This is a genomic window from Photorhabdus stackebrandtii (genome assembly GCF_011189495.1).
GTDB classification, from domain to species: domain Bacteria; phylum Pseudomonadota; class Gammaproteobacteria; order Enterobacterales; family Enterobacteriaceae; genus Photorhabdus; species Photorhabdus khanii.
The window spans coordinates 1-986 of sequence record NZ_PUJV01000132.1; the positions used below are offsets into that span (position 1 = coordinate 1).

Annotated in this window: 1 protein-coding gene; it reads left to right on the forward strand. The window is 53.3% G+C overall.

Annotated elements, in window-relative coordinates; translation table 11 throughout:
* On the forward strand, positions 1 to 986 hold a 986-nt coding region (locus tag C5470_RS21965), incomplete at both ends, for an AMP-binding protein (protein ID WP_166291904.1).

The window sequence follows — 986 nt, forward strand, 5'->3', positions numbered from 1 at the left end:
TGTATGAAAATCAGTCCCTGAGTTATGCCGAATTAAATACTCGTGCTAATCGGTTGGCCCATCAACTTATTGCGTTGGGCGTAGAGCCGGATCAGCGGGTAGCGATTTGTGTCTCACGTTCACCGGCCATGGTGGTGGGATTATTGGCGGTATTAAAAGCTGGCGGTGCTTATGTCTCGCTCGATCCAAGTTATCCTGTTGAACGATTGGCGTATATGCTCAACGATGCCGCACCGGTGGTTTTGCTGACCCAGAGCGTGCTTGCTGACAGTTCGAAGCATGCTTTCTCTGCGGCTGACTACACAATCGTACTGCTGGATGCCCCTGACGCTGCACAGGTTGAACAACCTGACCATAATCCGGAACCCCAAACTTTGGGGCTGACATCACGCCATCCGGCCTACATTATCTATACCTCCGGTTCCACCGGTTTACCTAAGGGAGTGGAGATGCCGCAGGCGGGTCTGTTAAACCTGCTACAATGGCACCGTCAATCCCCGTCACAACCCGCCGGAAACGGTAAAACTCTCCAGTTTGCCGCACTGGGATTTGATGTCGCTTTTCAGGAAATCTTCACCACCTTGTGTGAAGGCGGCTGTCTGGTACTGATTAATGAGTCCCTGCGCCGGCAGCCGGAACAGCTTCTCCGCCTGATCTCGCAACAACGGATTGACCGAATTTTCCTTCCCTATATTGCACTCCAGCACCTTGCGGAAGCAGCCAGTCACAGCGGGGAAGATTTTTCCTGTCTGGCCCATATCGTCACCGCGGGCGAACAACTGCGTATAACACCGGCCATTCAGCGTTTTCTGCAACGTGCAGAAGGTTGCCGCTTACACAATCACTATGGCCCGACTGAAAGCCATGTGACAACGGCATACATTCTGGATCAGGACCCGAACCGGTGGCCCACTTTGCCTCCCATCGGTCGCCCGATTGCCAATAACCGTATCTATATTCTTGACACGTGCGGTCAGCCTGTTCCG